Origin of the sequence: Microcystis sp. LE19-41.2A (genome assembly GCF_027530405.1) — a bacterium.
In the GTDB taxonomy this organism is placed as follows: Bacteria; Cyanobacteriota; Cyanobacteriia; order Cyanobacteriales; family Microcystaceae; genus Microcystis; species Microcystis aeruginosa.
Genome location: NZ_JAPZQJ010000233.1, coordinates 1 through 21,810 on the forward strand (window position 1 = coordinate 1; position 21,810 = coordinate 21,810).

Consider the following 21,810-nt stretch of genomic DNA (forward strand, 5'->3'; position numbering starts at 1 on the left):
ATCGGTGATCCGAAGTAAAAGCCGTTTAGCTTAACTTCCCCACTACCTCACTACCCCACTACCCCATCAACCCACTTCCCCACTACCCCACTACCCCACTTCCTAATTCCCTCTCCCTTCTTCCCTAAACTGGAATCAAAGAACTATCGACGCTGGCTAAAAGTGTTTGCACCTCCTCATCGCTGGTTTGGGAAAAGTCCTCGTACCAAAGAGAAATCGATCTCAATTCGTAGGGTTTATGTAGGCAAATTACTCGATCGACTAATTTTTCTAATTGATCACAGACCTCCGGCGGGGCAACAGGAACAGCAATAATAATAGCAGCGGGGTTTCTAGCTTTCAGGGTCAGAATCGCCGCTTTAATCGTTGCTCCCGTAGCGATCCCATCATCTACTAGAATAATCGTTTTTCCCGTCACGTCCGGAAAGGGTCGCTCCCCTCGATATAAACGATCACGTCGCTCTAATTCGAGCATTTCTTCCTTTGCTACCCGTTCCATCATCGCCTCCGATAGGTGCAAGTCGTCAACGATACTTTCATTGATTACCCGCACCCCATTTTGACCGATCGCCCCAAAAGCTAACTCTTTTCGCTCCGGTACACCTAATTTTCGCACCAAACACAGATCTAGCGGTAAATGTAACCTTTGGGCAATTTCAAAGGCGATCGGAACCCCACCCCGGGGCAAAGCCAAAACTAGCACCCCAGCACTATTGGTATATTCTGTCAAGTAACTAGCTAATAGTCTCCCAGCCGACCGCCGATCTTTGAGCAGATAAGTCATAACTCCCTCCTAGGGGCTAATCCCCGTGGAGATCCCTAGTCTCCCCTGACTCTATTCTATATTTCTCCGCTCATCTCTAGCTGAAATGTTAAGAAATTTAGCGAAGGCTTGACATTTTTTCGGCTAACCGCAGTTTTTCCAGTCCGGAGATCGGCTAAAATCTTAGGCAAAAGGGTTTTGTAAAGTTAGGTAACAAACATGAATCAAAGTTTAAGTGATGCGCTAGAGCCGATCGCCGCTGCCTTTCGCAGTCTCGGAACTCCCGAACCGATCGTTCATTGGGGACATCCAGTCATGATGGGGATTGTGGTTTTAGTTATGGGTAGTTATACTGCCTATGCCGGTTGGCAAAGCCGTTTAAGCAAAGATGGGGAAGTAGTGGCCAACAATCGGGCTGATCACCGCAAACTCGCCCCCTGGCTGTTTTTATTTATCGCTCTCGGTTACACCGGCGGTATTTTATCCCTAGTCATGCAGAAACATCCAATCCTCGAAAGCAGCCATTTCTGGACAGGATCGGTCGCAATCGGTTTATTAGCTTTCAATGGATTATTATCCCTCACTGGCTTTGCTGGCGGGAAAAAAGAACTTTTCCGGACTATTCACGCCTATATCGGCAGCATTGCCCTGATTTTACTGCTAGTTCACGGTGTTTTCGGTCTTCAGTTGGGATTATCTCTCTAGTTGGTTTATTTATGGCTTCGGGTGGGCTATTTCCCACCTGGAAGTTTTTCACGGTGGAAGACTGTGGCCAAGGAAAATAATTGAAGAAATCATGACTTTAAGCGCTATTGTCGGGATTCTGCGTTTAGAATTAACAGTTAATTTACCAAGAAAGTAAAGTATCGTCACGCAACGAGGAGATAGATATTTTGAAGAAAGTAGAAGCGATTATCCGACCCTTTAAACTGGAAGAGGTGAAAATCGCCCTAGTTAATGCGGGCATTGTCGGGATGACCGTCTCCGAAGTTAGAGGTTTCGGTCGTCAGAAAGGTCAATCGGAACGTTATCGCGGTTCCGAGTACACCGTCGAATTTCTCCAAAAACTCAAGATCGAGATCGTCGTCGAAGATAAGCAGGTCGATATGGTCGTCGATAAGCTGATTTCGGCGGCCCGTACCGGTGAAATCGGAGACGGTAAAATCTTCATCTCCCCCGTGGAACAGATCGTCCGCATCCGTACCGGCGAAAAAGATCTCGAAGCGATTTAACCTCCAAACAAGGGATGATAGTACAATGCTGTCATCCCCCCCCATTGAAGGCAATTCCCATCAAGCAGTGTAACCTAATTTGATATCGACCACCAACGACCGATTCCCCCAAACAAAAACTTTGTACCTCACCATTAAGATAACAAAGGCAGGGGGCAGTCCCGATGCCAAAGTTGGCACCGCCAAGCCTGAAAATATTCTGATCCTAAATCCGGTTATTACAAACTGATTATTTATTCCCCCTTCATCGCTGCTGAAGACCGCCGAACGGTACAAATAATTTGACCAGACTAGATATGATCATTTCCGGTGACTAAAAAAACCTCTTGCCTAAAAAGGCACAAATATTATATAATGTTTGATCGTGGCCAAAATCGGTGTTAGGTGGTGCTAAAGGCACTACCGAGCAGAACCGCCTTGGTCGCTCGGTCTTCGCCGGGATACTGAAGATAAACCCTTTAAGTCCTGAAGAAACAAAGACCAGCAACAATCTAGGCAGAACCAGCAACCCTGTCTAGTCTTACTTACGAATTTAACGGGATGCCAGCTTAAATAACTCGAAAAAAGTCATTCAAGTTGGGCAGGCTGATAAAGCGGGAAAGATTTTTCTCGCTCCTATAGCCACGGCCACGTTATTTTTGATTGTCGTCTAGTAAAGATAAAGAGAACAATCCGTGTCTATCGGTATCCTCGGTACAAAACTGGGCATGACCCAAATCTTCGACAACAAAACGGGAGTCGCCATTCCCGTCACCGTCGTTCAAGCCGGTCCCTGTCCCGTCACCCAAGTCAAAACGAAAAAAACCGACGGTTATGAATCCATCCAAGTGGGATACAAAACCGTCAAAGAAAAAGCCCTCAACAAACCGCTACTCGGTCATTTAGCCAAAGCCGGTGTCTCCCCCCTGCGGCATTTAATCGAATACCGCCTCGAGGACGCATCCGCTTACACTTTAGGCCAAGAAATTACCGCCGCTATCTTCCAAGAAGGCGATTTAGTCGATGTGGCTGGAACCACCATCGGACGAGGTTTCTCCGGCTATCAAAAACGCCATAACTTCAAACGCGGTAACATGACCCACGGTTCCAAAAACCACCGTCTCCCCGGTTCCACCGGTGCCGGTACTACCCCCGGCCGCGTTTTCCCGGGTAAGAGAATGGCTGGACAATACGGAGCCACCCAAGTGACCATCCGCAAACTGTCCGTGGTCAAAATCGATAGCGAACGCAACCTAATCCTGATCAAAGGAGCCGTCCCGGGTAAACCAGGAACCCTGTTAAACATCACCCCCGCCAAGAAATTTGGTAAATAGGGCAAGGAAAGATTAAAGTCATGGTTAACTACACAGTCAAAAATTGGCAAGGGGAAGAAGCGGGAACAGGCACCCTGGAACTGAAAACCGCTAAACCCGAAACCGCCAAACACCTAATTCACCGCGTCGTCGTCAGCCATCTAGCGGCGGCCCGTCAAGGTAACGCCTCCACCAAAACCCGCTCGGAAGTGCGCGGCGGTGGTCGCAAACCCTGGCGGCAAAAAGGCACCGGTCGGGCCCGGGCCGGTTCGATCCGTTCTCCCCTCTGGCGTGGTGGCGGTGTCATCTTCGGACCAAAACCGAGAGATTTTGAGGTTAAGGTCAATCGCAAAGAGAAAAGATTAGCCCTGAGAACCGCTTTGATCAGTCAGGCCGATAACTTTATCGTTGTTGAAAGCTTCGCTGAACAATTCTCCCAACCCAAAACCAAAGAACTCACCGCTGCCTTAAGTCGCTGGGGAGCCAGTCCAGAGGAAAAAATTCTGCTGATTTTGACGGAAATTCCCGAAAATGTCTATTTATCGGGACGTAATATCTGCAATCTCAAAATTATTCGCGCCGATAGTCTCAACGTCTATGATGTCATCCTAGCCGATCGAGTTATCGCCACCGCCGCAGCCCTAGCTAAAATTGAGGAGGTCTATGGTGCTTAAAACTGAAGCCAGACAACTCGCCGATCTGATCCTAAAGCCGATCGTGACCGAGAAAGCCACCCTACTCCTAGAACAAAATAAATACGTCTTCGATGTTGCCTTGAAAGCGACCAAGCCGGAAATTCAAGCGGCGATCGAATTGCTGTTTGACGTGAAAGTAACGAAAGTGAACACCAGCCGCCCCTCTCGTCAGAAAAAACGCGTCGGCCGTTTCCTCGGTTACAAACCCCAATACAAACGCGCGATCGTGACCCTAGCGGAAGGCGACTCGATCGCCCTCTATCCCGACGTATAACCACCAAGAAACCCGATAACGGAAAACTAAACTATGGGTATTCGTTCTTTTAGACCTTTAACCCCCGGGACAAGGCAGGCGGCCATCTCCGACTTTAAAGAGATCACCAAAACCGAACCGGAAAAGTCCCTAACTCATCGCAAACACAGCAAACAAGGGCGTAATAATCGCGGTGTCGTTACCAGTCGTCACCGGGGCGGCGGCCATAAACGCCTCTACCGGATTATCGATTTTCGTCGCGATAAACGGGATATTCCCGCCACAGTAGCGGCGATCGAGTACGATCCTAACCGTAACGCCCGCATTGCCCTGCTTTTCTACAAAGACGGGGAAAAACGCTACATCATCGCCCCCGCCGGTTTAGGCGTTGGTGATACCGTCATCGCCGGAGAAAACGCTCCCTTCGAGGTGGGTAATGCCCTACCCTTAAGTCGCATCCCCCTGGGGACAGAAGTTCATAACATCGAACTCGTCCCCGGTCGCGGGGGTCAAATGGTGCGGGCTGCTGGTGGTTTCGCCCAAGTGGTAGCGAAAGAAGGCGATTACGTTACCATCCGCCTCCCCTCCAAAGAAGTACGCATGATCCGGCGTGAATGCTACGCCACCATCGGAAAAGTCGGTAACGCCGAAGCGAGAAACATCAGTCTCGGTAAAGCCGGTCGTACCCGTCACCGCGGTCAAAGACCTCATGTTCGGGGTAGCGTCATGAACCCAGTGGATCACCCGCACGGAGGTGGAGAGGGTCGCGCTCCGATCGGACGTTCCGGCCCGATGACTCCCTGGGGTAAACCCGCCCTCGGTCGCAAAACTCGCAACAAGAAAAAACGCAGTAGCGATCTGATTGTGCGCCGTCGTAACCAGGGTTAGAAATTATTACTTTACTTTTGACTGAAAATTATGGGTCGTTCACTGAAAAAGGGGCCATTTGTCGCCGGCCACCTGATGGAAAAAATCGAAAAACTCAACGCCCAGGGCAGTAAACAAGTGATTAAAACTTGGTCCCGGGCCTCGACAATCATTCCCGATATGGTCGGTCACACGATCGCCGTTCACAACGGCAAACAGCACGTTCCCGTCTATGTTTCCGAGCAGATGGTCGGTCATAAACTCGGTGAATTCGCTCCCACCCGCACCTTCCGCGGCCACGCCAAGAGCGACAAAAAAGCAGGACGGAAATAGACCGGTGGGCGGTAATCTTAAGACCGTCAAGCCCCCGGTCAGCGTTCAGATAACTATGAGATGGTGGGTTACGGCGACTAGATAAATTAATAACTAAGTCTCATAAGTTGTCGTCGCCTAACCCACCCTACCTAACTGATAACTGATAACTGAAATGACCATCGATACCTCTAACGAAGTCAAAGCGATCGCCCGCTATATTCGGATGTCACCCCTGAAAGTCAGACGGGTACTCGATCAGATCCGCGGTCGCTCCTATCGGGAAGCCCTAATTATTCTCGAATTTATGCCCTACCGGGCCTGTGATCCGATTCTCAAAGTCCTGCGTTCCGCCGTTGCCAACGCCGAAAATAACGAAGGACTCGATCCCGCCACTTTGGTAGTTAGCCAAGCCTTTGCCGATGGCGGACCGACCCTAAAACGTTTTCGACCCCGGGCCCAAGGCCGCGCCTACCAAATTCGCAAACCCACCTGTCATATCACCGTCGCCGTCGCTCCTAGCAACAAAGACTAATCACCTTAACTAAAAAAACCACAATGGGACAAAAAATCCATCCCCTCGGTTTTCGTCTCGGCGTTATCAAAGATCACAAATCTTGCTGGTATGCCGACGCGAAACGTTACCCCGAATTAGTGCAAGAAGATCGCCGCATTCGTGAATACGTCGAGAAAAACCTCGCTAATGCCGGTATCGCCGATATTCGCATCGAACGCAAGGCCGATCAAGTAGATATTTCCATCCATACCGCTCGCCCCGGGGTCGTCGTCGGTCGTGGTGGCACGGGAATCGAACAGCTGCGCCTAGGTTTACAAAAAGCCCTCGGTGGCCAGCGTCAAATTCGCATTAACGTCATCGAAGTGGCTCGCGTTGATGCCGATGCCAACCTGATCGCCGAATACATCGCCCAACAATTAGAAAGACGGGTTTCCTTCCGTCGTGTAGTCCGCCAGGCCATCCAACGGGCGCAAAGGGCTGAAGTCAAAGGGATCAAAATTCAGGTTAGCGGCCGTCTCAACGGGGCAGAAATCGCTCGGACTGAATGGGTGCGGGAAGGACGAGTTCCCCTGCATACCCTGCGCGCCGATATCGATTACTCCTATAAAACCGCCAGCACTATCTACGGGATTCTAGGCGTGAAAGTTTGGATCTTTAAGGGCGAAATTATCCCTGGCCAAGAAGAAATTGCCGCCGCCGTTCCCGCTCAAGCACCGCGCCGTCAACAGCGTCGCCGTCAACAGTTTGAAGATCGCTCTAGCGAAGGCTGATCCCTAATATTTATCAGTGGTAAATAGCTCATGTTAAGTCCCAAAAGAACAAAATTCCGCAAACAACAGCGCGGACGGATGCGCGGGCTGGCCACCGGCGGAAATACGATTAATTTCGGCGATTTCGCCCTGCAAGCCACCGAACCCTGTTGGATTACTTCCCGTCAAATCGAAGCCGCCAGACGGGCAATGACTCGTTATATCCGTCGGGGTGGCAAAATCTGGATCCGCGTTTTTCCTGATAAACCCGTCACCCAACGGGCTGCAGAAACCCGGATGGGTTCCGGGAAAGGTTCCCCCGAATTCTGGGTGGCCGTGGTTAAACCGGGGTTCATTATGTTTGAAATTGCCGGGGTAGCCGAACCGGTAGCCCGGGAAGCAATGCGTCTAGCCGCCCAAAAATTACCAATTAAGACCAAATTTATCACTCGCGAGGAGGATTTTGTCTAATGGCTCTACCAAAAATCGCCGAAGTGAGGAAGATGAGCGATGACGACATCGCCGACGCTATCCTCAATGCCAAAAAGAAACTGTTTGAATTGCGTTTGCAGCAGGCCACCCGCCGCTTGGAAAAAACCCACGAATTCAAACATACCCGCCACCGTCTTGGCCAATTATTGACCGTAGAACGGGAGCGCCAACTAGCCCAGTCCACCCCGGAGGCATAACCCGCTATGGCAGTTAAAGAAAGAGTTGGGGTAGTGGTCAGCGACAAAATGGATAAAACCGTAGTGGTAGCCATTGAAAACCGCTCTCCTCACCCTAAATACGGCAAAATCGTCGTGAAAACCCAGAAATTTAAGGCTCACGACGCAGAAAATCAAGCCAAACAAGGCGATCGAGTTCGCATTCGTGAAACCCGCCCCCTCAGTAAAACCAAACGTTGGGAAGTGGCGGAAATATTAACCGATAGTTAAATTTCACCTAGGTAAAAACCGTGATTCAACAACAAACCTACTTAAATGTCGCTGACAATAGCGGGGCGCGGAAACTAATGTGTCTGCGGGTGCTGGGAACAGGTAACTGTACCTACGGTGGCATCGGTGACAAAATTATCGCCGTGGTTAAGGACGCTATCCCCAATATGCCCGTGAAAAAATCCGATGTGGTGACGGCGGTGATTGTGCGGACCCGTCAAACCGTCCGTCGCGATAGTGGCATGAGCATCCGTTTTGATGATAACGCCGCCGTGATTATTAATAATGACGGTAATCCCAAAGGTACTAGGGTTTTTGGTCCTGTCGCTCGGGAATTGCGCGATAAAAACTACACCAAAATTGTTTCCCTAGCCCCAGAAGTTCTCTGATCAAAGTGAAAAGTACCAAGGCAATTGGCTGATGGCTAGTCTAAAACTTTTCACACTTTGAGGTCAAAAAAAATGAGTAAGAAAAACAGTCAAACCCCACCCCAAAGGCAAAAAATGCACGTTAAAAAAGGGGATGTCGTTCAAGTAATCGCTGGTTCCGATAAGGGCAAAGTGGGCGAAATTTTACGCGCTTTACCCCAAGAAAGTACCGTGGTGGTCAAAGGAGTTAATATCCGCACCAAACATACTAAACCCCAACAGGAAGGAGAATCGGGTCAAATCCTTACCTACGAAGCACCGATTCACAGTTCCAAAGTGATGCTTTATTCCGAGAAGAAAAAAATCGCCAGTCGGGTAGGTTATACCTTTACCGAAGACGGTCGGAAAGTGCGGATACTGAAGAAAACTGGCGAAATTATTGATTAGTTTCCCATCAATTCTAGTTCCTGACCAAGCCCAGGAAAAGTAAGCAGAAAAACTATGAGCCAAAAACTAAAAACCACCTATCAAGAAACCATTGTTCCGAAACTGAAAGAACAATTTGGTTATACCAATATCCACCAAGTACCTAAAGTTATCAAAATTACCGTTAACCGCGGTCTTGGGGAAGCTTCACAAAACGCCAAAGCTTTGGAGTCTTCCAAGGAGGAACTGTCCACCATCACCGGACAACAACCGGTAGTGACTAGAGCTAAAAAAGCGATCGCTGGCTTTAAAATTCGCGAAGGAATGCCCGTGGGTGTCATGGTGACATTGCGCGGCGATCGAATGTACGCTTTTTTAGACCGTCTCATTAATCTGGCCTTACCACGCATTCGCGACTTTCGCGGTATCAGCGGTAACAGTTTTGATGGTCGTGGTAACTACAGTCTAGGCATTCGTGAACAGTTGATCTTCCCCGAAATTGAATACGACAAAATCGATCAAATTCGCGGGATGGACATCTCAATCATCACCACCGCTAAAAACGACGAAGAAGGACGCGCCCTCCTCAAAGAGATGGGAATGCCCTTTAGATAAATCAATCAAGAGAAAAGGAAAAAAATCAGGAAAAAGTGGCAAGGGAAAAGGGAGAAAGCGATTTTGTCAGAGAAATTACTGAATAAATCCTACCTACCTTCTCCTGACGACTGGCTCCTGACTCCTGACTCCCGCAATAACTGACCACTGATGTTGATCCCAATTTAGGAGAAAAACAGGTAATTCATGTCTGCTAACGATACCATCTCGGATATGCTGACCCGCATCCGTAACGCTTGCGCGGTTCGGCAGACCACTACTCAAATTCCCACCACGCGGATGACGCGCAGTATTGCTCAAGTTCTCAAGGACGAAGGCTTTATTGCTGACTTTGAGGAAGTGGGTGAGGGGATTAAATCTCAATTAGTTCTTTCCCTCAAATATAAAGGCAAAAACCGTCAACCGATCATTACTACCCTCACCAGAGTCAGTAAACCGGGCCTGCGAGTTTATTCCAACAGTAAAGACTTACCTCGCGTCCTCGGTGGCATTGGCATCGCCATTGTTTCCACCTCTAAAGGCATTATGACCGATCGCGAGGCCCGTAAACAAAACGTTGGCGGCGAAGTCCTTTGCTACATCTGGTAAACAAGGATAAGCTATCAGCCGTCAGCCTTTCCAAGTTTAAACCTGATAGCTGACCCACTGATAACTCTTCCCTGATAACTGATAACTGATAACTGATAACTGTTATGTCTCGTATTGGCAAACGCCCGATTCCTATTCCCAATAAAGTCACCGTCGATATCGATGGTGCTACCGTGACGGTGAAAGGACCCAAAGGAACTCTCCAGAGAACCCTACCCACCGCCGTCGCCATCAATAAAGATGGCGAAACTCTGCTCGTTACCCGTCAAGACGATTCCCGTACTGCCAGAGAACGCCACGGACTCTGTAGAACTCTAGTAGCCAACATGGTGGAAGGAGTCGCTACCGGCTTTCAAAAACGCCTCGATATCCAAGGGGTGGGCTACCGCGCCCAGGCGCAGGGTAGTAAATTAGTTCTTAATGTTGGTTACAGTAAACCCGTGGAAATGGAGATGCCCGATGGTGTTTCCGTCGCCGTAGAGAACAGCACCCAAGTTATCGTCAGTGGCATCGACAAAGAAGCCGTCGGTAACATTGCCGCTAAAATCCGCGAAGTTCGTCCCCCCGAACCCTATAAAGGAAAAGGGATTCGCTATCTTGGTGAAGTCGTCCGTCGCAAAGTTGGTAAAGCTGGCGGTAAAGGCGCTAAAGGCGGTAAAGGAGGTAAAAAATAAACCATGAAACTTAGTCGCAAAGAATCAGTCCGTCGTCGTCACCAGCGTGTGCGTCGCAAAATTAATGGCACTGCTGAACGGCCGCGTTTATCCGTATTTCGTTCTAATAACCACATCTACGCCCAAATTATCGACGACGTAGCCCAACATACCCTCGCGGCCGCTTCTACCCTAGAGGCCACCTTGCGCGGGGAATTAGAGTCCACCGCTACCCAAGAAGCCTCGGCTGCCGTGGGTAAACTGGTGGCCCAAAGGGCCCTAGAAAGAGGCATCGAACAAGTGGTTTTTGATCGCGGTGGCAATCTCTATCACGGTCGCGTCAAAGCCTTAGCAGAAGCGGCTCGGTCAGCCGGCTTAAACTTCTAAAATATCCTTTCAACACTGATAAAACTATGGCAAAACGTCGCAAAGGCAACCGCGAAAAAGAAAAAGAAACCACTTGGCAAGAGCGGGTCATCCAGATCCGCCGGGTTAGTAAAGTGGTTAAGGGTGGTAAAAAACTCAGCTTCCGGGCCATCGTCGTGGTCGGTAATGAAAACGGCCAGGTGGGAGTGGGAGTTGGCAAAGCAGGGGATGTTATCGGGGCCGTCCGTAAAGGCGTGGCCGATGGCAAAAAACAACTAATTGAAGTCTCCTTAACTAAGGCTAGTTCTATCACTCACCTCACCCGGGGCGCTTCCGGTGGCGCTCAGGTACTTATGCGTCCGGCGGCTCCGGGGACTGGGGTTATTGCCGGGGGGGCTGTCCGTACCGTTTTAGAATTGGCTGGGGTAAAAAATATCCTCGCTAAACAACTCGGTAGCGATAACCCCCTCAATAACGCTAGAGCCGCTGTTAACGCCCTGGAAACCCTCCGCACTTTCTCGGAAGTGGCCAAGGATCGAGGCGTATCTGTAGAACATTTGTACACCTAAAGAAATCACCATGAAACTCCACGAAATCGCCCCCCAACCGGGGTCAACTAAACGTCGTCGTCGTGTGGGACGGGGTATCTCGGCCGGCCAGGGCGCTAGTTGCGGTCTGGGAATGCGCGGACAAAAATCTCGCTCTGGGACAGGGACTCGCCCCGGTTTTGAGGGGGGACAAATGCCCCTCTATCGCCGGGTGCCGAAATTAAAGCATTTTCCTTTGGTTAACCCCCGTCAATACACGATCGTTAATCTGAAAAAATTAGCTTCTTTACCCGCTAATACGGAAGTTACCCTAGAAAGTCTCCTAAAAGCTAACATTCTCACCAGTAACGACGGCCCTTTAAAAGTTTTGGGTGATGGTGAAATTACCGTTCCCCTCAAGGTGAAGGCCGCTGCTTTTAGCAATAGTGCTAAAGAGAAAATTACCGCCGCTCAAGGTACTTGGGAAGAAATTTAACGGAGACAGGAGGCAGGAGACAGGAGGCAGGAGACAGGAGGCAGGAGACAGGAGACAGGAGACAGGAGGCAGGAGACAGGAGACAGGAGATTATTTTTATTTATCCTTCCCATCCCCCCACACCCTACACCCTACACCCTACACCCCACACCCCACACCCTACACCCTACACCCCACACCCCACACCCCACACCCTACACCCTACACCCCACACCCCACACCCCACACCCAACCCCCAAGACCTGATTGCTATATCATAAGAAAGACAGGGGAAATCTTAAAAAAATCGAGAAAGTTTTCCCCCTCGATTACTTTTTCCCATAAAAAAAACTGCACTAGAGGTAACTGTTAATGGTCGTTAGTCGTGATAAGGCTCCCACGGCACAGGAAACGTTTATGCAAATGGCACAGGCGGCCGGTTTACGCGGTCGCTTGTTGATTACATTGGGTTTACTGATTCTGCTCCGTTTTGGGATGTTTGTACCGATACCTGGTTTGGATCGGGCAAGATTAGCAGAAATTATTCAAGGTAACGCCGCTTTGGGAATCCTTGACCTGTTTACCGGGGGAGGATTATCGACGTTAGGGATTTTTGCCCTCGGCATTCTTCCCTATATCAACGCCTCAATTATCGTGCAACTGCTCACCGCTGCCCTTCCTTCTTTGGAAGATTTACAGAAAAATGAAGGAGAAGCAGGACGGCGAAAAATTGCCCAAATTACCCGTTATATTGCCTTTGGTTGGGCAATTATTCAAAGTATCGGCATTACTCTCGGTTTATTGGTGGCTAACGGCGTTGTGGCCGGAACTTTACCCTCGATCGCCGCTACGGTTCTCGCTTTAGTGGCCGGTTCTATGTTCGTGATGTGGATTTCGGAACTGATCACAGAACGCGGTCTGGGAAATGGAGCATCTTTGCTGATTTTTGTCAACATTGTCGCTGTTTTACCGAAAACCCTCGGTGATACGATTACTTTTGCTCAACAGGGTGGCCGACAAGCGATCGCTCAAGTGGTGATTCTCTTGCTGGTTTTCTTGGTGATGATTATCGGCATTGTTTTTGTTCAGGAAGGAACCCGTCGGATTCCGATTGTTTCTGCCCGTCGTCAGGTGGGTCGTCGTCTCTATCGGGAAAGAACCAGTTATCTACCCCTACGACTCAATCAAGGGGGCGTGATGCCGATTATTTTCGCCTCGGCAGTGTTGGTCTTACCTTTCCAATTGGTGCAAGCTTTACCCACGGATAACCCGGTCGGTCAGGTTTTAGTCCAGTTGGTTAATGCTCTGCGTCCCGATAGTTGGGGTTATGTGGCTTTTTATAGCTTACTAATTCTCGGTTTTAGTTTCTTCTACGCTTCCCTGATCGTTAACCCCAAGGATATGTCCCAAAACCTGAAAAAAATGGGGGCCAGTATTCCGGGGATTCGGCCAGGGACCGCTACTACTAATTATCTGGAAGGGGTGCTGAATCGTCTCACCCTTTTGGGCGCTCTCTTTTTAAGTTTGGTGGCTACTGTGCCGACTGTAGTAGAAAGCGCCACCGGTGTCACCACTTTTCGCGGTTTGGGGGCAACTTCCCTGTTAATTCTGGTGGGGGTGGCGATCGATACTGCGAAACAAATTCAAACCTATGTCATGTCTCAACGCTATGAGGACATGATTAAAAAGTAGTTAGATAGTTAACCAGTGACCTTTTACCGGTTACTGGTTGTTTTTTCCCTTAAAACCCTATATTTAATCCATGAGCAAACGGATCGGTGTGATATTTTTGGGACCGCCCGGATCGGGAAAAGGTACTCAAGCGGCAAAATTAGCGGAATCTCTGACGATTCCCCATATTTCTACCGGTGAAATTTTACGTCAAGCAATTACAGAGAAGACAGAACTTGGTCAACAAGCACAAGCTTATGTGGAAAAGGGCGAATTAGTCCCCGATGAGTTGTTATTAGGTTTAATTCAGGAACGTTTAAAACAGCCTGACAGTGCTAAGGGTTGGATTCTTGATGGGTTTCCCCGCACGGTGGCACAGGCGAGCTTTTTAGACGCATTACTGGAAGAATTGGCCGATAGTTACACATTTGTGGTCAATTTGGCTGTACCAGATACGGTCTTAATTGAGCGTCTCATGCAACGGGGTCGTCAAGATGATACTAAAGAAACGATCTCCCGTCGCCTACAGGTTTATATCGACCAAACTGCCCCCGTTTTAGATTATTACGGTCAAAAAGGCACTCTTAACCATATCGACGGTAATCAACCGATGGACGCGGTTACTGCCGCTTTAACAGCAGTTGTCACTCCTGTTTAAAGTTTCTCTCAGATCATCAATTCAGTCATCAGTCATCAGTAATCAGTGATCAGTGATCAGTAGGTTGGGTTGAAGCATGAAACCCAACGCCCGCATAGTTTACGCTACCGCTAACCCATCCTACAAATAATTGTGCCTCCCTACTTATACTAAATCCAGTTATTAAAAACTGATTATTTATTCCCTCTTTTGCCTCTTGCATGAGTGCCTGTCCTGATATGTAGCCTATACTCAACGGATTTAGTATTATAAGTTTTTTATATCAAACAGCCGTTAATAGTTGAGCATATTAAAATTTACATTTCGCAATATTTATCTTTTCTTAGGAATTTATTGAAAATAATTCTCATTTGTTTACGAGGTTGCAATACTTCCAGCGATTATGGTATAATTTCGCAGTATGAAATGATGGGATGTTCTGTGCTTTTTTGGGTTTTTAGCTGTCTGGTGATCCTGAAAACCCTTGCTAAATCTACACTCACCTATTCAGCAACAGCAACAACTGGCAGTTAAAGAGCCTTTTTTAAGCCAACCCGTTGATCAATTAATTGTGTAGTTTTGTTGCAAAGAGAAATTTTTTTTGACAAAAAGAACAAAGTGTGCTGCCACTGGATTTAAAATAAACTCAATTGTCCTTCTTGTTTTAAGCGCCAGTTATCATCACCAACTCTCTGGGCAATATCTTCGAGGACGCTTAGAATCGTCTGATTTTCGGGAGTTGTGCCATTTTTTAACAGAGGTAATATATTAAAAACAATATCATCAAAACTAGAGCTTTTATTATCTCTTTCCATCCTTCTCAAATAGCTAATCAAATAGTATTTAATTCTCAATTTAACATCGATTTTTGACTTAAACTTACTGTCTTTTTTGATGGTATATAATTCAGTTTTTTCCTCATAATCAAAATTATCTAACAAAATTGGAGTCAAGTCTGAATACTCCTTGGCTAGTAAATCTAAAAACCCTAATTCCAAACCTTTAATAATCAATTCATCGTTAATTTGTTCTAGGGTTGCCCCATCATTTTTAGCAATAATTCCTTCAACAGTTTGCATGACAATCTCGGTTATATCCATGCCTAAGTTAGCTTTCATTACTGCTTTGGGAGTAGGAACTTTCCGAAAATTAATAATTAACTGTCCTGATAAAACTGTAAAGGGATTTTGCCGCTTTTTAAAGCTAGTTTGGCCATTTTTTTGTGGCACTGCTCCCACATATTCAAATCCGCAACTTTCTGCGGTATCTAAAATTAAATGCCAAAACTCAGGATCTTTGTGAGCAAAGACAAAGGATAACCATCGCTCAAATTTCAAAACTCGATACATTTCTCGAATACTTTGGGCAATTAATTGATTATATTCCTGTTTACTTTTTTGGATTGTTCCCCCTTCAATAGCTTCTAATTGATAGTCCTTTTCCGTCACTTCTAAATCTAACCAAGCATTCCACATTATTGATAAATCTAAGTAGGGAATTTTCTTTCCGTAGGGAGGATCGGTATAAATATAATCAACGCTTTCATTTTCAATAAAACTTAAGTCTGTCGCTGTTCCTTTAACAATTTTGGCATAGTTGATGGTGTTTTTATTAATAAAATACGTCATCTCCTTTTTAGCAGCAACTATCTTTTTAAATCTCAATTCAAAGTAAGTGAAAATATCAATTTCTACAGGTTGAGGTGCTATGCGATAACGGTAATATTGAAAAACTGAAGCATTTCCTTGTCCAGATGCAGGTCTTTGATTATTGTTATGATAAGTTAAATTAGCTTTAGTTAATAAGCCAGAAAACATTAACAATAAAGACTCCCTAATATTCTCGTTTAGTTCTTGTTTAATCAAATGTTTTAATAAACTTAGTCGAGCTAATTGTTTGTTACTAAATAACTGTTCAACAGTAGCCACATCAGAACCTTTAGGCAGTTTCAATCCTTCGGGATAGGGATAGGTATTGAGTGCCTTTGTTATTGCTTCTTTGGTTTGCGGTTCTCGCTCTTGGTAGGCTAATTTAACTCGTTCAAAAGCCTGACTTAAATCATCAAAATCAACGGGACTAATTAAAGAATTAACAAGAAAAATAGCCAGAGGGTTAATATCAATACTAATCGCTTTGCGGTTATTCATTAAAGCTTCAATTGCCGTCACTCCACTACCGCCAAAAGGATCAAGAATGACATCTCCCGGTTGACTAAAGTTTTTAATATATTCTGCCACCACATTCCATGCTTGTTTAGTAAAATATCCATGGACACCAAAATGTCTTTTAGCTTGTTGTTTTTTTACCTCAATTGGTTCTAATAAGGGACGACTTGAGTAGTCAAAAGTTTTGCGACTGATTGGGGAATGGTTTTGATAGGTAAAACTTTTCCCCACTTGAAATCTATCTGGCGCTAAATACTGGGTCAACTCTTGCCAACTATCGGCAATTGCATCAAGAGAAAAATATAAGATAGGTGTACTGGTATCGAGGGTCTTAAATAAACTAAATTCTAGGCCATTACAAAGAGCAAAATAATTACTTCTGATTTCAGGATGACTCGCATAACTATAGACCTGTTCTACTGAATCACCTTCGTAGATATTTTCCGTTGGTTTTTTAGCCTCTAATACCCAAGCATAACTTTGATTAACTTTGAGAACATAGTCAGGAATTAAATTTATCGGACGTTTTTTACTGCCAACCTTTAAAAAGGGATGCCGTAGGGTTTTACTTCTTTCGATATTATCCTCTTGGTAGCCCAAACTTGTTAAAAGAGGCAAAATAATCACTTCTCTAACGCTGTCTTCCTTAAAGTTAGGGTTATTTTTAATTGCCTGAAAATCAATAGCAGAAAAAATATGATTCATGGGTTAGCACTGTTTGTGATAAGTAGGTAGGCGTTAAAAATTATCAGACACCCCCCTTATCAAGGGGGGATTAAAGGGGGGACTAAGGGGGGATCGGCACCCCCCTTATCAAGGGGGGATTAAGGGGGGATCGAACTTAAAATCCATTTTTAATTTAATTATAACCAGCTACTTAGTTTCGATAAATCTTCCTTACTCAGGGGAAAATCAGACCGATTAACTTTGAACACTTACCATTAACCTGCCGTGAAGTTGGGTAAGCTAAGACGCATCTTAACCGCCTATCCTTAGATGAGCTACATCTCCCCCAATCCTTTTACTGTTGCAAGAGTGCAAGAGTGCCTCATCTGAACAAGCAATTTAAATGCGCGGGCAGCTGATGACAGGATTTGACATTTGTTCTGGCGTTGCCCTGTTCCGGCGGTTTCTCTAGATAAGGTGGGTAGAGCATCTTTGACGATGCCTCAACAATATTAAGTTAGACAGGCTTTCTAAAATATATCGTAATCGAGTAGAAGCCCGGTTTCAACCCGCTTCTAGTCATACCAAATCCGTTGATTATAGGCTACTTATAAGGACAGGCACTCGTGCAACAGGGAATAGGCAAAAGGGGGAATAAATAATCAGTTTTTAATAACCAGATTTAGGATCACCGATGAGAATTCCCATCTCTTGAGAACGGGGAGATGTCAATTTTCTAGCAGTCGATGAGAGATTCTTGGGGACGAACCTAGCTAAAAATACCCCCACGCAATCGGTCAACCTGATTACGTTAAAATCAAAAGCAGGATACTGTGTATGACGGAAAAACTCGATGAACTCAGTGATTAAAGCGGTACAAACTGCCTATTATGGGGATGCAGCCTATCGGACACCACCACCGGACTTAGAATCTCTCCTGCTCAAAGAGAGAATTGTCTATCTGGGGTTGCCCTTATTTTCCTCCGATGATGTCAAGCGCAATGTCGGGGTGGACGTGACGGAATTAATTATCGCCCAACTGCTCTACCTGCAATTTGACGATCCCGAAAAACCGATTTTCTTCTATATCAACTCTACCGGCACATCCTGGTACACGGGGGACGCGATCGGCTACGAAACCGAAGCTTTCGCCATCTGTGACACCCTCAACTACATTAAACCTCCCGTTCATACTATTTGTATCGGACAGGCCATGGGAACTGCAGCGATGATTCTTTCCGCAGGAACCAAGGGTTTTCGCGCCTCCTTACCCCACGCTACCATCGTTCTCAACCAAAACCGCACTGGGGCGCAAGGACAAGCCACCGATATCCAGATTCGCGCCAAAGAAGTAATCGCCAACAAACAGACGATGTTGGAAATTTTCTCGAAAAATACGGGTCAAACCACCGAAAAACTGGCGAAAGATATGGATCGCACCTTCTATCTCACCCCACAACAGGCGAAAGACTACGGATTAATCGATCGCGTTCTCGAAAGTCGCAAGGAGCTGCCGAAACCCCTCGCCCAAGTTAGTTAAGATTTATTACAAATTAGCAGGAGTTGTTACCAATTATGCCTATCGGTGTGCCAAAAGTTCCCTACCGTCTGCCGGGTAGCCAATACGAACAGTGGATTAGCATTTACAGCCGTCTTTCGGTGGAACGCATTCTTTTTTTGGGGCAGGAAGTCACCGACGGGTTAGCCAATGCCCTTGTGGCCCAAATGCTTTATCTCGACTCGGAAGACCCCACTAAACCCATCTATCTCTATATCAACTCGCCGGGGGGTTCCGTTACCGCCGGTATGGCCATCTACGACACCATGCAGTACATCAAAGCGGAAGTGGTGACTATCTGTGTGGGATTAGCGGCCTCTATGGGGGCATTTTTACTGGCTTCCGGTAGTCCGGGTAAGCGTCTCGCTCTTCCCCACGCGCGGATTATGATTCACCAACCCATGGGCGGAACTGGGCGCCGGCAAGCGACGGATATCGACATTGAAGCTAAGGAAATCCTGCGTATTCGCCAGCAATTAAACGAAATTATGGCTAACCGCACCGGACAAACCATCGAACGCATCGAAAAAGACACGGACCGCGATTATTTCCTCTCCGCCGAGGAAGCTGTCGCCTACGGTTTAATCGATAAGGTGGTGGAGGGAAGACCGGCTTAAGTCAGTCAGAGGTTAGAACAGGCGAGAAACCTGTTCTAACTGCCATTGGACAAACTTCCTTAGATGGTAGGTTGGTTGATCGGATAAGAGGGTATCTGTTGGGTATGGAATTTTTAGCAACTTTAGAAACAGGCTTGATCTCTGCCGTGGCAATCATCAAGTTTTGCCTAGAAAGTATTTCGATCGCTTGTGTGGTGATCGGATTAATTAAAACCCTACAATTAGCTTGGCAGTCTAATCGTCACCGTCGCAGTCTTCCCCCTTTTTCCTTCAATCAAATTCGCATTCGTTTCGGTACTTGGCTATCTTTAGCCCTAGAGTTTCAGTTAGGTGGAGACATCGTGGCTACTACCGTCACACCTACTATAGAAGCCTTGGCACAACTCGCCCTCATCGCTATTATCCGAACTTTCCTCAACTATTTCCTCAGCCAAGAATTGGAAACGGAATTGTCCATGGAAAAAGAGCGATCACAACTAGCAGCCCAGGACAATCTCAGGGATTTTTAATGCCAAAAAAAGGTGAGTTGACAATCACCTGACCTAACCCCTGATAAGCTGTTGACTATTGAGGGTATGCTAAAAAAGTTTTTCAGCAAGCTCTAGATAGGGCTTGCTGAATAAATCTAAAAACCTTGTTGGGTAAGACTTTTAGACTTTTTGATTGACAAAAAGTACCAGTTGTGGGAGAGATAGGGGGAAAATTCTGGGACTTTTTCTCTGAAAATTAGGTAATTGACCAGATGAGAATCGGTAAAACCCTACACCCCACACCCCACACCCCACACCCTGTCCCCACGAAAAACTTTTTCTGCAGACCCTAGATAGTCAACAGCTTATTACTTTCGATCGCCCATTGGGCCAATTCCGTGCGATTATGAAGACCGGTTTTATGGAGCATATTCGACACATGACTTTCGATTGTCCGTTGACTAACATTGAGTTTTGCGGCGATTTCCCGATTAGCCATGCCCTGGGCGACCAATTGTACTACTTTTAACTCCGTTGGGGTTAATTCCACATTACCCTGGACTTGAACAGGGGTGACATCCGGGGAATGGATGCGGGTGCTGCGTTTCAGCAACCGGCCCGCTTGTTTAAGGGAAGACTCCACCAGGGCCACTAATTCTTCCGGTTCAAAGGGTTTGACCATATAGACATCGGCCCCGGCGGTTACACCTGTTATCTTGTCCTGACTTTGACCCTTAGGGGAGAGAAAGATCACGGGAATGCAACTAAAACGACTGTCCTGACGAATTTTTTCGAGGAAAGCATGACCGTCCATTTCTGGCATGATCAGATCACAGATAATCATATCGGGGATTTCTGCTGCTTTGGCAGTATTTGCCCCGCGTTCGAGGATTTCTAGGGCTTCGGGACCGTTTTCTGCGGTTGTCACCCTATAACCACGAAACTCTAGATAATCCTTCACCAAAAGTATTAAATTCGGGTCATCGTCGATTAATAAAAGTTGTTTATTGTCTTTGTTGGTCTCTTTCATCGCTATTTTCTGGGCTACAGGGTTGGGGGAATGGAGACGGACAAAGGATCGACAGGCAAGAGGCAACAGGTAGTTAGGGTTTCCTGAATAAATCTAAAAACCTTATCCAACAAGGTTTTTAGACTTTTTTTCTCTCAAAAAGTGCCGACCATTGGAGTGATTGGGGGGAAAATTCTGAGACTTTTTCCCTAAAAATTAGGTAATTGACTCCCTCAAAATCGGTAAAACCCTACACCCCACACCCCACACCCCACACCCTGCCCCCACGAAAAACTTTTTGCCGCAAACCCTAATTAATTGTGTTTCAGCTAGTTTTAACCCTGTTTTCCTCTATTGTTTCGGGTTCTTCTCCTGGACAGTTCAGGGAAATTGCCGGTAAATCGTGGCGAAGGAAAGCATATTCGGTGACGATTTGATTACCGATTAGGTGTTCTTGGATAATTCTTTCGATCGCTTCCTTGTTTACCCTTCCATACCAGACTCCTTCCGGGTACACTAATAAAATCGGCCCTTGGCTACAAACCCGCAAACAGTTGGCTTTAGTGCGAAAAATACAGCCAGGACGGTCGGCGCTGGGGCGATCGAGTTCTAATTCACTTAACCGCTTCTTTAAATAATCCCATACTTCTAACCCTTCTTCCTTGTCACAACATTTTGGCTTAGTCTGATCGCAGCAGAGAAATAGATGACGCTGGATCTGGGCCAGTCCCAACTTAGCCACATTTTCCCCCAAGATATCTCTAGTGTCCGCTTCTTCCATAAATTTTTTTTATCAACTAAACTCTTGACATTGAACAGAAAATGTGCATGGCCGACTAAAATTTCGGTTTGAGGATGTAACGATAGATAAGATAAACGATAGCGGCAAGGATTAAAGCGCTTAAAACTGCGCTGACTAGGCGTAAAATCGCCGTTAAAATCGAAAGAGCCACAAAAACCCCCGCCACTGCCACGACTACCTGTGCCGGTGTGGACAGGCTGCCGTACCAAGTTTTCACTTTTTCGAGAGTGGCAGCGAAACTAACCGGGGTAGCAACGGGGGGAAAATCGTCGGGTTCGATTTCCACTTCCACTTCCTCTGGGGTATATTTAGTATCGAACGGTTCGGGAGACTGCATAAACACTCAAGCTACTTAACACTTCATCCCTATTTTATCGGTGATTGGGGTTGATGGGGGTTGAGGCCAGATCAATGTAACATTGACATCCTCACCGCCGTAAACGGACGGCGATTCCCAAACCTCACGATTTGAGTTTCTGCTTCTGTCCCGAAGGATTTTTCGCACCTGCCTTAACAGATTTACTCTGTTCTGGTCTTATGGTCGCTCTACAGACTGACACCGCAAGCCCTGCGGCCAAA

General features: G+C 46.7%; 31 protein-coding genes. 26 read left to right on the forward strand and 5 right to left on the reverse strand.

What is annotated here, in order from left to right:
* Positions 1-124 precede the first annotated feature (124 nt).
* Entirely contained in the window at positions 125-784 is a 660-nt protein-coding gene (locus O9290_RS10305; protein ID WP_288055410.1) for a phosphoribosyltransferase, read from the reverse strand.
* A 198-nt stretch (positions 785-982) separates the two neighbouring features.
* Here O9290_RS10305 and O9290_RS10310 point away from each other — a divergent pair, with 198 nt between their 5' ends.
* From O9290_RS10310 to O9290_RS10420, 23 genes are all read left to right on the forward strand, one after another.
* On the forward strand, positions 983-1,468 hold the full coding sequence (locus O9290_RS10310) for a DUF4079 domain-containing protein (RefSeq protein WP_002762483.1): 486 nt from the start codon (positions 983-985) through the stop codon (positions 1,466-1,468).
* Positions 1,469-1,656: 188 nt separating this feature from the next.
* Positions 1,657-1,995 carry a P-II family nitrogen regulator gene (locus tag O9290_RS10315; RefSeq protein WP_002787863.1) on the forward strand — a complete coding sequence of 113 codons (339 nt, stop codon included), beginning with the start codon at positions 1,657-1,659 and terminating at the stop codon, positions 1,993-1,995.
* A 674-nt stretch (positions 1,996-2,669) separates the two neighbouring features.
* On the forward strand, positions 2,670-3,308 hold the full coding sequence (gene rplC / locus O9290_RS10320; RefSeq protein WP_002734589.1) for a 50S ribosomal protein L3: 639 nt from the start codon (positions 2,670-2,672) through the stop codon (positions 3,306-3,308).
* Positions 3,309-3,328: 20 nt separating this feature from the next.
* On the forward strand, positions 3,329-3,961 hold the full coding sequence (rplD, locus tag O9290_RS10325) for a 50S ribosomal protein L4 (RefSeq protein WP_002771031.1): 633 nt from the start codon (positions 3,329-3,331) through the stop codon (positions 3,959-3,961).
* Positions 3,951-4,256 (forward strand): 50S ribosomal protein L23, encoded by a 306-nt coding sequence (locus tag O9290_RS10330; protein ID WP_002746599.1) that lies wholly within the window; start codon positions 3,951-3,953, stop codon positions 4,254-4,256. Before rplD ends, O9290_RS10330 begins: the two co-directional genes overlap by 11 nt.
* A 33-nt stretch (positions 4,257-4,289) precedes the next feature.
* Complete coding sequence (gene rplB / locus O9290_RS10335; protein WP_002746601.1) at positions 4,290-5,123, forward strand: 50S ribosomal protein L2; 834 nt, start codon at positions 4,290-4,292, stop codon at positions 5,121-5,123.
* 30 nt (positions 5,124-5,153) lie between these two features.
* Positions 5,154-5,435 carry a 30S ribosomal protein S19 gene (gene rpsS / locus O9290_RS10340; RefSeq protein WP_002753908.1) on the forward strand — a complete coding sequence of 94 codons (282 nt, stop codon included), beginning with the start codon at positions 5,154-5,156 and terminating at the stop codon, positions 5,433-5,435.
* A 154-nt stretch (positions 5,436-5,589) separates the two neighbouring features.
* Positions 5,590-5,949 carry a 50S ribosomal protein L22 gene (gene rplV, locus O9290_RS10345; protein ID WP_002746605.1) on the forward strand — a complete coding sequence of 120 codons (360 nt, stop codon included), beginning with the start codon at positions 5,590-5,592 and terminating at the stop codon, positions 5,947-5,949.
* 23 nt (positions 5,950-5,972) lie between these two features.
* Positions 5,973-6,701 carry a 30S ribosomal protein S3 gene (gene rpsC, locus O9290_RS10350; protein ID WP_002733683.1) on the forward strand — a complete coding sequence of 243 codons (729 nt, stop codon included), beginning with the start codon at positions 5,973-5,975 and terminating at the stop codon, positions 6,699-6,701.
* A gap of 30 nt (positions 6,702-6,731) precedes the next feature.
* On the forward strand, positions 6,732-7,151 hold the full coding sequence (rplP, locus tag O9290_RS10355) for a 50S ribosomal protein L16 (RefSeq protein WP_002734310.1): 420 nt from the start codon (positions 6,732-6,734) through the stop codon (positions 7,149-7,151).
* Positions 7,151-7,369: a 50S ribosomal protein L29 gene (rpmC, locus tag O9290_RS10360; RefSeq protein ID WP_002757581.1), complete on the forward strand. Its 219-nt coding sequence runs from the start codon at positions 7,151-7,153 to the stop codon at positions 7,367-7,369. The genes rplP and rpmC overlap by 1 nt, the downstream gene beginning before the upstream one ends.
* 6 nt (positions 7,370-7,375) lie before the next feature.
* Entirely contained in the window at positions 7,376-7,618 is a 243-nt protein-coding gene (gene rpsQ, locus O9290_RS10365; protein ID WP_002734070.1) for a 30S ribosomal protein S17, read from the forward strand.
* A gap of 20 nt (positions 7,619-7,638) precedes the next feature.
* Positions 7,639-8,007, forward strand: a complete 369-nt coding sequence (gene rplN, locus O9290_RS10370) for a 50S ribosomal protein L14 (RefSeq protein ID WP_002732358.1) — start codon at positions 7,639-7,641, stop codon at positions 8,005-8,007.
* Positions 8,008-8,079: 72 nt separating this feature from the next.
* Entirely contained in the window at positions 8,080-8,433 is a 354-nt protein-coding gene (gene rplX, locus O9290_RS10375; RefSeq protein WP_002757582.1) for a 50S ribosomal protein L24, read from the forward strand.
* Positions 8,434-8,487: 54 nt separating this feature from the next.
* Positions 8,488-9,027 carry a 50S ribosomal protein L5 gene (gene rplE / locus O9290_RS10380; RefSeq protein ID WP_002734750.1) on the forward strand — a complete coding sequence of 180 codons (540 nt, stop codon included), beginning with the start codon at positions 8,488-8,490 and terminating at the stop codon, positions 9,025-9,027.
* Between the two features lie 186 nt (positions 9,028-9,213).
* Positions 9,214-9,615 (forward strand): 30S ribosomal protein S8, encoded by a 402-nt coding sequence (gene rpsH / locus O9290_RS10385; protein WP_002734721.1) that lies wholly within the window; start codon positions 9,214-9,216, stop codon positions 9,613-9,615.
* 104 nt (positions 9,616-9,719) lie between these two features.
* Positions 9,720-10,289: a 50S ribosomal protein L6 gene (rplF, locus tag O9290_RS10390; RefSeq protein WP_002757583.1), complete on the forward strand. Its 570-nt coding sequence runs from the start codon at positions 9,720-9,722 to the stop codon at positions 10,287-10,289.
* A 3-nt stretch (positions 10,290-10,292) separates the two neighbouring features.
* On the forward strand, positions 10,293-10,655 hold the full coding sequence (gene rplR / locus O9290_RS10395) for a 50S ribosomal protein L18 (protein ID WP_002746610.1): 363 nt from the start codon (positions 10,293-10,295) through the stop codon (positions 10,653-10,655).
* 26 nt (positions 10,656-10,681) lie between these two features.
* The gene (gene rpsE, locus O9290_RS10400; protein ID WP_002757584.1) at positions 10,682-11,203 is read left to right on the forward strand and encodes a 30S ribosomal protein S5; all 522 of its coding nucleotides are present in this window, start codon (positions 10,682-10,684) and stop codon (positions 11,201-11,203) included.
* Positions 11,204-11,213: 10 nt separating this feature from the next.
* Positions 11,214-11,657, forward strand: a complete 444-nt coding sequence (rplO, locus tag O9290_RS10405; protein WP_002757585.1) for a 50S ribosomal protein L15 — start codon at positions 11,214-11,216, stop codon at positions 11,655-11,657.
* A complete protein-coding gene (locus O9290_RS10410; RefSeq protein WP_288087028.1) occupies positions 11,642-11,917 on the forward strand; it encodes a hypothetical protein in 276 nt (91 codons plus the stop codon). Before rplO ends, O9290_RS10410 begins: the two co-directional genes overlap by 16 nt.
* Before the next feature lie 91 nt (positions 11,918-12,008).
* On the forward strand, positions 12,009-13,328 hold the full coding sequence (gene secY / locus O9290_RS10415; RefSeq protein ID WP_002757587.1) for a preprotein translocase subunit SecY: 1,320 nt from the start codon (positions 12,009-12,011) through the stop codon (positions 13,326-13,328).
* A gap of 70 nt (positions 13,329-13,398) precedes the next feature.
* Positions 13,399-13,965, forward strand: a complete 567-nt coding sequence (locus O9290_RS10420; protein WP_012267964.1) for an adenylate kinase — start codon at positions 13,399-13,401, stop codon at positions 13,963-13,965.
* Positions 13,966-14,579: 614 nt separating this feature from the next.
* Here the strand turns inward: O9290_RS10420 and O9290_RS10425 are convergent.
* Positions 14,580-16,814 (reverse strand): DNA methyltransferase, encoded by a 2,235-nt coding sequence (locus O9290_RS10425; protein WP_288058991.1) that lies wholly within the window; start codon positions 16,812-16,814, stop codon positions 14,580-14,582.
* An 814-nt stretch (positions 16,815-17,628) separates the two neighbouring features.
* Here O9290_RS10425 and O9290_RS10430 point away from each other — a divergent pair.
* The 3 genes from O9290_RS10430 to O9290_RS10440 all read left to right on the forward strand — a co-directional run bounded on the left by O9290_RS10430 (position 17,629) and on the right by O9290_RS10440 (position 19,459).
* Positions 17,629-18,315: an ATP-dependent Clp protease proteolytic subunit gene (locus O9290_RS10430; protein ID WP_002746650.1), complete on the forward strand. Its 687-nt coding sequence runs from the start codon at positions 17,629-17,631 to the stop codon at positions 18,313-18,315.
* 35 nt (positions 18,316-18,350) lie between these two features.
* Entirely contained in the window at positions 18,351-18,950 is a 600-nt protein-coding gene (locus tag O9290_RS10435; RefSeq protein ID WP_002734165.1) for an ATP-dependent Clp protease proteolytic subunit, read from the forward strand.
* A 104-nt stretch (positions 18,951-19,054) separates the two neighbouring features.
* Positions 19,055-19,459 (forward strand): DUF1622 domain-containing protein, encoded by a 405-nt coding sequence (locus O9290_RS10440; RefSeq protein ID WP_002762845.1) that lies wholly within the window; start codon positions 19,055-19,057, stop codon positions 19,457-19,459.
* Between the two features lie 310 nt (positions 19,460-19,769).
* On the opposite strand, the gene O9290_RS10445 is transcribed toward O9290_RS10440, so the two are convergent.
* From O9290_RS10445 to O9290_RS10455, 3 genes are all read right to left on the reverse strand, one after another.
* Positions 19,770-20,450 (reverse strand): response regulator transcription factor, encoded by a 681-nt coding sequence (locus tag O9290_RS10445; protein WP_288057859.1) that lies wholly within the window; start codon positions 20,448-20,450, stop codon positions 19,770-19,772.
* Between the two features lie 304 nt (positions 20,451-20,754).
* Entirely contained in the window at positions 20,755-21,210 is a 456-nt protein-coding gene (locus O9290_RS10450; protein WP_002796414.1) for a (2Fe-2S) ferredoxin domain-containing protein, read from the reverse strand.
* Positions 21,211-21,265: 55 nt separating this feature from the next.
* Positions 21,266-21,568: a hypothetical protein gene (locus O9290_RS10455; RefSeq protein ID WP_288057862.1), complete on the reverse strand. Its 303-nt coding sequence runs from the start codon at positions 21,566-21,568 to the stop codon at positions 21,266-21,268.
* Between the last annotated feature and the right edge of the window lie 242 nt (positions 21,569-21,810).

Bases quoted from the DNA above. Each gene is read 5' to 3' on its own strand.
- O9290_RS10305 (WP_288055410.1), bottom strand. From the start codon at position 784: ATGACTTATCTGCTCAAAGATCGGCGGTCGGCTGGGAGACTATTAGCT.
- O9290_RS10310 (WP_002762483.1), top strand. From the start codon at position 983: ATGAATCAAAGTTTAAGTGATGCGCTAGAGCCGATCGCCGCTGCCTTT.
- rplD (WP_002771031.1), top strand. From the start codon at position 3,329: ATGGTTAACTACACAGTCAAAAATTGGCAAGGGGAAGAAGCGGGAACA.
- O9290_RS10330 (WP_002746599.1), top strand. From the start codon at position 3,951: ATGGTGCTTAAAACTGAAGCCAGACAACTCGCCGATCTGATCCTAAAG.
- rplB (WP_002746601.1), top strand. From the start codon at position 4,290: ATGGGTATTCGTTCTTTTAGACCTTTAACCCCCGGGACAAGGCAGGCG.
- rpsS (WP_002753908.1), top strand. From the start codon at position 5,154: ATGGGTCGTTCACTGAAAAAGGGGCCATTTGTCGCCGGCCACCTGATG.
- rplV (WP_002746605.1), top strand. From the start codon at position 5,590: ATGACCATCGATACCTCTAACGAAGTCAAAGCGATCGCCCGCTATATT.
- rpsC (WP_002733683.1), top strand. From the start codon at position 5,973: ATGGGACAAAAAATCCATCCCCTCGGTTTTCGTCTCGGCGTTATCAAA.
- rplP (WP_002734310.1), top strand. From the start codon at position 6,732: ATGTTAAGTCCCAAAAGAACAAAATTCCGCAAACAACAGCGCGGACGG.
- rpmC (WP_002757581.1), top strand. From the start codon at position 7,151: ATGGCTCTACCAAAAATCGCCGAAGTGAGGAAGATGAGCGATGACGAC.
- rpsQ (WP_002734070.1), top strand. From the start codon at position 7,376: ATGGCAGTTAAAGAAAGAGTTGGGGTAGTGGTCAGCGACAAAATGGAT.
- rplX (WP_002757582.1), top strand. From the start codon at position 8,080: ATGAGTAAGAAAAACAGTCAAACCCCACCCCAAAGGCAAAAAATGCAC.
- rplE (WP_002734750.1), top strand. From the start codon at position 8,488: ATGAGCCAAAAACTAAAAACCACCTATCAAGAAACCATTGTTCCGAAA.
- rpsH (WP_002734721.1), top strand. From the start codon at position 9,214: ATGTCTGCTAACGATACCATCTCGGATATGCTGACCCGCATCCGTAAC.
- rplF (WP_002757583.1), top strand. From the start codon at position 9,720: ATGTCTCGTATTGGCAAACGCCCGATTCCTATTCCCAATAAAGTCACC.
- rplR (WP_002746610.1), top strand. From the start codon at position 10,293: ATGAAACTTAGTCGCAAAGAATCAGTCCGTCGTCGTCACCAGCGTGTG.
- rpsE (WP_002757584.1), top strand. From the start codon at position 10,682: ATGGCAAAACGTCGCAAAGGCAACCGCGAAAAAGAAAAAGAAACCACT.
- rplO (WP_002757585.1), top strand. From the start codon at position 11,214: ATGAAACTCCACGAAATCGCCCCCCAACCGGGGTCAACTAAACGTCGT.
- secY (WP_002757587.1), top strand. From the start codon at position 12,009: ATGGTCGTTAGTCGTGATAAGGCTCCCACGGCACAGGAAACGTTTATG.
- O9290_RS10420 (WP_012267964.1), top strand. From the start codon at position 13,399: ATGAGCAAACGGATCGGTGTGATATTTTTGGGACCGCCCGGATCGGGA.
- O9290_RS10425 (WP_288058991.1), bottom strand. From the start codon at position 16,814: ATGAATCATATTTTTTCTGCTATTGATTTTCAGGCAATTAAAAATAAC.
- O9290_RS10430 (WP_002746650.1), top strand. From the start codon at position 17,629: ATGAACTCAGTGATTAAAGCGGTACAAACTGCCTATTATGGGGATGCA.
- O9290_RS10435 (WP_002734165.1), top strand. From the start codon at position 18,351: ATGCCTATCGGTGTGCCAAAAGTTCCCTACCGTCTGCCGGGTAGCCAA.
- O9290_RS10440 (WP_002762845.1), top strand. From the start codon at position 19,055: ATGGAATTTTTAGCAACTTTAGAAACAGGCTTGATCTCTGCCGTGGCA.
- O9290_RS10445 (WP_288057859.1), bottom strand. From the start codon at position 20,450: ATGAAAGAGACCAACAAAGACAATAAACAACTTTTATTAATCGACGAT.
- O9290_RS10450 (WP_002796414.1), bottom strand. From the start codon at position 21,210: ATGGAAGAAGCGGACACTAGAGATATCTTGGGGGAAAATGTGGCTAAG.
- O9290_RS10455 (WP_288057862.1), bottom strand. From the start codon at position 21,568: ATGCAGTCTCCCGAACCGTTCGATACTAAATATACCCCAGAGGAAGTG.